Here is a 6,818-nt window from a genome sequence, read left to right as displayed (position 1 = left end):
ATGTAGATGTTTTGATTGGATGCAGTATTCATAATAAGCTAACTCTTGTTTGCGTAATACGGGTTCGAGACCCAGTCGAGTATTCGAGTTTGGTGCTTGGAGTTCTAAGGTGCGTTCATGTTTGTTATCGGTCTCTCGACAGAGGAGCCAGCGTTCAATCGAACTGCACATTAGAAAGCTTTAGTTGCAGCTAAAGCTTGGGTCTCACTTTACCCAAATACGGGTGAGATTATCCATACAAAGCATTTAAGACGGATTCCCAACGCTCAGCATTTTCAGTTCAAATAGGCTAAAGTGATTAGGACACAATGGTTTAGCTTGGGGGGAGGCGTTGCTCACCACTTAATGCGGCGTTAGGGCTAAATAGGAGAGTTGTATGGGGTTGTTACCTCCTGAAAATACATTAGAAGATGTTAAAATCAAGATAAAGAAAGCGTATAACAATTCTAATGTAGGTTTGATTAAGCAGGTTGTTCTAAAGGAGGGTCCGCAAGCTTTTAGAATAGCTACATTACTAGAGATACTGGATAAAGATAAAACAGTTCACCATTATTCATTAAAAATTGATCAAATTGACCGCTCTAAGCAAGGCTGGAACTATAAGTCCGAAAAATCTGTTAGATTAGATGGCAACAAGCCTGATGAAATAAAAAGATTATACTGCTTTTTGGATGCTGAGTATGCAAACCAATTAGGCTCTGAGATTGGTGAGTTACATCTTGTCAATTCTGGTGATTTTGCGAAACKGTCTAACTTACTAGATGCAGTAGAGTCTATAAATGACACAGAAAGGTTTTCGTTACTGGGCAGTATCATTTCGCACATCGAAGCGAGTCAAACTAATGTCTCTGAATTTATTAAGGCATTTGAAGTCAGCAATAAAGATACTTTATCGCATATTTCTACAGCAGCAAAAATCGTGGAGTACTCTAAAGCTATCGCAGAACTTCGTGCTTTGATAGAAGACCCAAACACTTTAGAGGGTGATTTTCAAAAGCATCTAGAGTTAAACCCTTGGATGTTTGGTAGTGAGTATAGTCAGCGTTTGCAACGAAAAACATGGACGCGCGATGACCGCTTAGATTTCATGATGCGCAAGACTGTAGATGATTATGTCGAAATTATTGAAATAAAAAAGGCATTTACTGAGTCACTCTTTACGCATGATCGCTCTCATGATAGTTACTATCCATCTTCTAAGCTTTCAGCCGTAATTGGTCAAGTTGTTCGCTATATTGAAGAAATTGAGCGGCAACGTGATTCAATAATTGTTAGCGAGGGTTTCGACACACTTAAAATTCGTGCCAAGATCATAGTTGGCAGAGATGGCAACATAGAACAAATCAAAGCTCTCAGGAATTTAAACTCACATTTACACCGAGTTGAAATCATAACTTATGATCAACTTCTGAAAGTATCTGAACGAATATTAGGTATGTTTGATGTGGTTGCTCCATCGCCTCAAGATGAGCGCTGTGAGGACATACCATTTTAGCCCTAACAATAAAATTTAAGGGTGATTCACAACGCGCGGCGCTCTCACTTCAAGCAAGTTTAGTGTTTATGGCACAATGCTTTAGGTAGGTGGTTAGCGTTGTTCACACCTTAATTTAGCGTTATAGGTCATTGTAGTTAAATAGGGATGTAGGCATGAGGGAAGAAGAGAACGAAGAAGAAATCGATCTGCTCAGTGAGGAAGAACAGGCTGAGCGAGAAGCAAAGCTGGCGAAGCTAGAAAAAGAAAAGAAGGAGCTTTTGGCATCGTTGGCCGGAGGCGATTTCACCACGCTGAAGACAAAAGTCGCCTACATCCTGAATCTGTACCCGCAGGCTCGTAACAGCGACATTACTCTATCAATAAAATACTGGGAAACCTTTCAGCCTGATATTTATAACGAATCGGGCATTCTCCCCAAGGACCTTTTCAGACTGGAAAGATTGCACTACATAGTGCGCGCGAGAGCGAAAATTCAAAATGAATATGGGCTATTCACCTCTGACTCACCCGTTAAAAAATTCCGCAAGAAGCGTGAAGAGGAAATGCAGGATGAGGTTCTGAAAGACGTCAGCCCTCGGAAGGTTGTCACTGTCTTTGCCGACGAAACTGGTAAGAACCAAAACTATGTCGTTGTGGCCTCAGTCTGGGTTCTTACCGGACGAGCGGTTTATACAATAAGCAAGAGTATCTTGGACTGGCAAAGCTCATCTCTGTGGGCCAGCAGAGAAATCCACTTCACAAAGTTTGGCAAAAGAGACAGTGATACGCTCGCCGAATACCTGAACATAATCCAGGCAAATCGTGAATTTTTAAGCTTTAAGGCTATAGCAGTAGAACGCAGTCGCACAAAGCGAAAAATTGAAAATGTTGTAGAGAAGCTTCACGAACATATGCTCATAAATGGCGTAGAGCACGAGGTCGAACATCATCGCATTAGCCAGCCTCAGACTATCAACGTCACTTTGGACGAGGAGCAGTCTTTAGATGCAATCACTCTCGCTGAGGTGAAACGCAGGGTTAATTCTCATTTTGAAGACAGGTTTGGTGATGAGATGGCGCTGGGCACACTGGAATCGGTTTCTTCTCGAAAAAGCCCTATGGTTCAGCTTGCCGATCTCATCGCAGGAGCAATTAATCGAAGGCTTAACCACACCGGTGATAAAAACTACAAAGATGAGATGGCTGACAGGGTTATTCACGCGCTAGATCTTCAGCTTGGTGAAGACGAGGTAGACGGAATTGATGTCACGACCCTTTTCAAAATCTGACAGCTATAACCAATGCGTTAACGGGACTGGTTTTGCGCTGGCGCTTCAAGCCAGCCCATTACGCAGGCGTTATGTGCTCGATGGTGGCTCCTTGAGTCTTGACTGAATTATTTCAGATTCAATAGTGAATCTAAATTGCATCTGTTATAATTTTGGCGTAGTATCTCTACATCAATGTGAAGGAGATAAAACTATGCCAGATCTAAAAAGCATGATTCTTGAGTCAAAAAAAGCTAGAAGTGAATTAGTTGCAACAACAGTACGTATTCCTAAGGAACTTCAGGCCGTAGTTGAAGACCTTGCTGAATATTTGTCACTTTCTAAACAGGATGTAATGCTAAAGCTACTTGAGGAAGGCGTTAAGGTCGCAGAGGAAGCTATTTCAGAAGATGATAGTACTGAGCAAGGCTCTATCAATTTTCATGTGTTAAATACTAATAAAAAGCATGATCTTAACGATCATCGAGAGATGCTTAGTGAGGGTATCGCTGCTGCGTTCTATGATCCTTGGAAATTCAATATCGATAGAATCCAGAAAAACGATACTGTGTTTCTGTACGAAAATGGCGTTGGAATTGTAGCATATGGCAAAGGATCAGGGGATACACTTAAAAAAGACCGTTACGGTGACACAGATGAATGCCATTTCCAAAAGCTCTTAGATTTTACTGTCCTAGATAAACCGCTACCAGCTGCTGAAGTTAAGAAAATTCTTGAACGTAATGTCGTTTTTCTACGCACAATGTCTGCTATACCTGATGGCCAAAAATTACTAGATGCGATAAACAGTTAAGACGCACATAACAAATAAGAATAAGTGTCGCGCAGCCGACACTTCATTTGGGTGTTGAACAAGCCCGTTGCTTTATTAAGTAAATAGCTCGAATGCGCATAGGTAGGCGCTGCGTCTGGCACTTTTTTCAGTGCGAGCGCAGCCAAGAAGTGAGCAGATAAGACATCACTTCAATACGTTACGTTAACGATGTGGTTTTTGTCGGTTTGCTCTCCTGTGTTTAAGTGAACGCCATTCTCCTTATTCTATTCGCCTTTCGGCTACCTCGGTCGTGTCACGCCCACGCAGACCATGAGCCGCTCCCCGCATGTAGGACAACATCGTGTCGTATGCTGCTCAGGGGCCGTCTCAACGGGCAAGGTATGGTGTGCCATGTGAAGCAATATACGTTGAATATGGTATCGCTTGTGTTTGGCGCTGCCATGCAATAAGCCATAGTCACGCACGCGTTGTAGCCCTTTGGGTAAGACATGCTGAAGTATTAACATCAGGAACTGATTGGTAGGCAACGAGCGAGTCGCCGATTGATTTGTCTGGCTGTCGGTGTACCGGAAGGTCACCTGATGGTCACTGATGTCGATGATATCTTTGTCGGGCAAAACGCCGCGATACAAGTAGCGTGATAGATATTTTAACGCGGGTAGACCGCGGCCGACTGCACGGCAATCCACCACCCATGTCTTCGGCACAGAAAGGGGCAGTGAGAGCACGGGGTGTGCGTTAATGGCGGCGAGCRCCCTTGCCCGCCAGACGGAGGCCAATGCTGCGTGCGGATAAAGATACTGTTTATTACCCTTGTGCCATTGCTTACGTGTTGGGTGGTAAAAGCCAGCGGGCACAATCGCATGCAAGTGTGGATGCATATCCCGTCGTCGGTTATGCGTGTGTAGTACCAGCGTAAAGCCACTGTCTGCGCCATGTTTACGCTGAGCGAAGTCTTTCAGGACTGACGCGGCGACAGAGAACATCAATGCATACAAGCTTTTTGCTTGCATATGAGCCAAGTGACGCAACGTCGCAGGTAAGGTGAAGGTCACCATAAAATACGTGGTTGGCAACAACTTGGTGGTTTGCCTTTCTAGCCATTGTACTGTGTTGGGATGTTGGCATTGGGGGCAATGGCGATGGCCACAAGAGAGCGGCGTTCGCTCGTCATAGTGACAGCCCTGACAAGCCCATTGAGATTGCCCCAATGCGCCTGTCCGGCAACGGGTCATCGCGGAGATGGCCCGAGCGATATCAGGCGTCATCGAATGAGTCGGCATCGTCTCGGTATGTTGTTGCAACAGTTGAATAAACGTACTCATGTTGCCTCCCACAGAATCGTGAGTCCGGATGCGAGTCGATTTACTGCCTGATGAAGCTGGGCGTGTTTGACGTCGGTGAGTTGCGTATAACGTGCCGTTGTCGTGAGACTGGCATGCCCCAAAAGGCGTTGCAGAGAGCGTAAATCCAGGCCTTGTTCGAGTAAATGCGTCGCATAGCAATGACGTAATGAATGGGGACTGATGGTCTTGTGAATACCGGCATCACGACAGACCTGCTTCATGGCTTTCTGCACGCCACCGCGGTCCATTGGGCCATCATTCCCGACACCGGGAAAGAGCAAGGTTGGATGGCGATGGGTGCGCCAGTATTGGCGCAACACAGAGAGGGTGTTATCCGGGAGCGGCACGAGTCGGTCTTTACCACCTTTGGCATGACGCACATGTACTTGATGGTTAGCGCTATCGATATCGCTCACTGTCAGCTGCAGTCCTTCTCCTAATCGCAGCCCCAGACAATAAAGGGTATAGAAAAAGCGTTGGTAGCGAGGTTGTCGGGTGAGAGTGATGAGTAAGCCGACTTCGTTGGGGGTTAAAATATCAGGCAGGGGCTTCACTTGCGGAGGCTTGACGATATCGAGCCATTGCCACTGTTTATTGAGGGTATAGCGATAGAAAAACTGCAAGCCATTGCGGTCGAGCTTAACCGTACTCCAAGAGTGAGAAGCGATAAGGCGCACAAAGTAGGTTTTGAGTTGTTGCTGGGAGAGATTGTCAGGGGGAGAATCGAAGAATGCGGCGATACGTCGAACGGCACGGGCATAAGCATCAATGGTAGCGGGGCGTTTGCCTTGAAGCGTTAAATTATCAAGGTGCTGTTGATAAAGGGCATCGAAGTGCCGTTGTTGTAGAGGGGTCATGGTGTTTCTCCTGTTTACTGCTGATTGGCAGAGTAGGAAGAAACATAGGCGGTAAGGCGACATTCTGCCGCATAGCGGCTTCGTTCAACAATCTGTTTAAGAGTGATTCGCAACGCATGGCATTTTTACTATGCGTTGCGTTTAGTGTTTAAGGTGGTATGCGGTGGCATCAGTATTGCGTTGCTCACACCTTAACAGGGCGTTATGTGTATTTCATCCACAGGCCATAGAAGGAGTTCTGATGACTGATCATTTCGGTTCTTGTCTGTGTGGTACCGTGAGCTTTGAGTTAACAGGTGATTTCGATAGCTTTTACCTGTGCCATTGTCAGCATTGCCAAAAAGATACGGGGTCGGCTCATGCGGCAAATCTATTCTCACAGTCAGCTAAATTGGCCTGGCGGTCGGGTGCAGGATGCTGCGGTTCTTGTCTGTGTGGTACCGTGAGCTTTGAGTTAACAGGTGATTTCGATAGCTTTTACCTGTGCCATTGTCAGCATTGCCAAAAAGATACGGGGTCGGCTCATGCGGCAAATCTATTCTCACAGTCAGCTAAATTGGCCTGGCGGTCGGGTGCAGATGCTGTGACGTCCTTTACGCTTCCAGGCACTCGTCATAAAAAAAGCTTTTGTAAGTTGTGTGGCTCAGCATTGCCAAGTACTCAGATCCCAGGATTGCTCGTCGTTCCGGCAGGATGCTTGGATACTGAAATCTCTATGGCGCCAACCGCGCATATCTTTTCATCCAGCAAAGCTGTTTGGGACGAGGGGTTAGGGGACGTACCAAAGTTTGAGGGGCTGCCAGAGTGAGCTACCATCACATAACCAGTGGCTGTTGGCGGACGAACCTACGCTGCGCTCCGGCACGCCGCAAAGCCAAGCGTTACATTTTATCGAAATAGTTCGGAATGGGTGCCAGGGAAAACGCATGAAGATCCGCGCCATGCCTGGGCTAGCAACTTAATGACTAAATTGTCACTTAGGGCTGAAAACCGTGCGTTATGCCATATTTATTAATTAAAATAAGTGAAAACAAAGGATCAATTTGTTGATCATTTTCAGTGCGATTTAATGGG

General features: G+C 45.8%; 6 protein-coding genes. 4 read left to right on the top strand and 2 right to left on the bottom strand.

Translation table 11 applies throughout. The annotated features are described in order from the left end of the window. Window positions 1-376 precede the first annotated feature (376 nt). From BZG81_RS15125 to BZG81_RS15115, 3 genes are all read left to right on the top strand, one after another. Window positions 377-1,495, top strand: a complete 1,119-nt coding sequence (locus BZG81_RS15125) for a Shedu anti-phage system protein SduA domain-containing protein (protein WP_077677778.1) — start codon at window positions 377-379, stop codon at window positions 1,493-1,495. Window positions 1,496-1,650: 155 nt separating this feature from the next. Then, complete coding sequence (locus BZG81_RS15120; protein WP_021024297.1) at window positions 1,651-2,766, top strand: DUF3800 domain-containing protein; 1,116 nt, start codon at window positions 1,651-1,653, stop codon at window positions 2,764-2,766. A gap of 193 nt (window positions 2,767-2,959) precedes the next feature. Continuing rightward, a complete protein-coding gene (locus BZG81_RS15115) occupies window positions 2,960-3,559 on the top strand; it encodes a hypothetical protein (RefSeq protein ID WP_077677777.1) in 600 nt (199 codons plus the stop codon). A gap of 260 nt (window positions 3,560-3,819) precedes the next feature. Here BZG81_RS15115 and BZG81_RS15110 read toward each other — a convergent pair whose 3' ends face one another. Next, on the bottom strand, window positions 3,820-4,866 hold the full coding sequence (locus BZG81_RS15110) for an IS91 family transposase (protein ID WP_077677776.1): 1,047 nt from the start codon (window positions 4,864-4,866) through the stop codon (window positions 3,820-3,822). Continuing rightward, a complete protein-coding gene (locus tag BZG81_RS15105; protein WP_077677775.1) occupies window positions 4,863-5,744 on the bottom strand; it encodes a tyrosine-type recombinase/integrase in 882 nt (293 codons plus the stop codon). The genes BZG81_RS15110 and BZG81_RS15105 overlap by 4 nt, the downstream gene beginning before the upstream one ends. Window positions 5,745-5,985: 241 nt before the next feature. Between BZG81_RS15105 and BZG81_RS15095 the strand changes: the two genes are divergently transcribed. Then, on the top strand, window positions 5,986-6,552 hold the full coding sequence (locus tag BZG81_RS15095; RefSeq protein ID WP_198533666.1) for a GFA family protein: 567 nt from the start codon (window positions 5,986-5,988) through the stop codon (window positions 6,550-6,552). Window positions 6,553-6,818 lie beyond the last annotated feature (266 nt).

This window comes from Salinivibrio sp. MA607, from assembly GCF_001996245.1.
GTDB lineage: Bacteria > Pseudomonadota > Gammaproteobacteria > Enterobacterales > Vibrionaceae > Salinivibrio > Salinivibrio costicola.
This window is presented reverse-complemented; position numbering and strand designations above follow the sequence as displayed.

Excerpts from the sequence above, each read along its gene's own strand:
- BZG81_RS15120 (WP_021024297.1), top strand. The coding sequence starts at position 1,651 with ATGAGGGAAGAAGAGAACGAAGAAGAAATCGATCTGCTCAGTGAGGAA.
- BZG81_RS15115 (WP_077677777.1), top strand. The coding sequence starts at position 2,960 with ATGCCAGATCTAAAAAGCATGATTCTTGAGTCAAAAAAAGCTAGAAGT.
- BZG81_RS15105 (WP_077677775.1), bottom strand. The coding sequence starts at position 5,744 with ATGACCCCTCTACAACAACGGCACTTCGATGCCCTTTATCAACAGCAC.
- BZG81_RS15095 (WP_198533666.1), top strand. The coding sequence starts at position 5,986 with ATGACTGATCATTTCGGTTCTTGTCTGTGTGGTACCGTGAGCTTTGAG.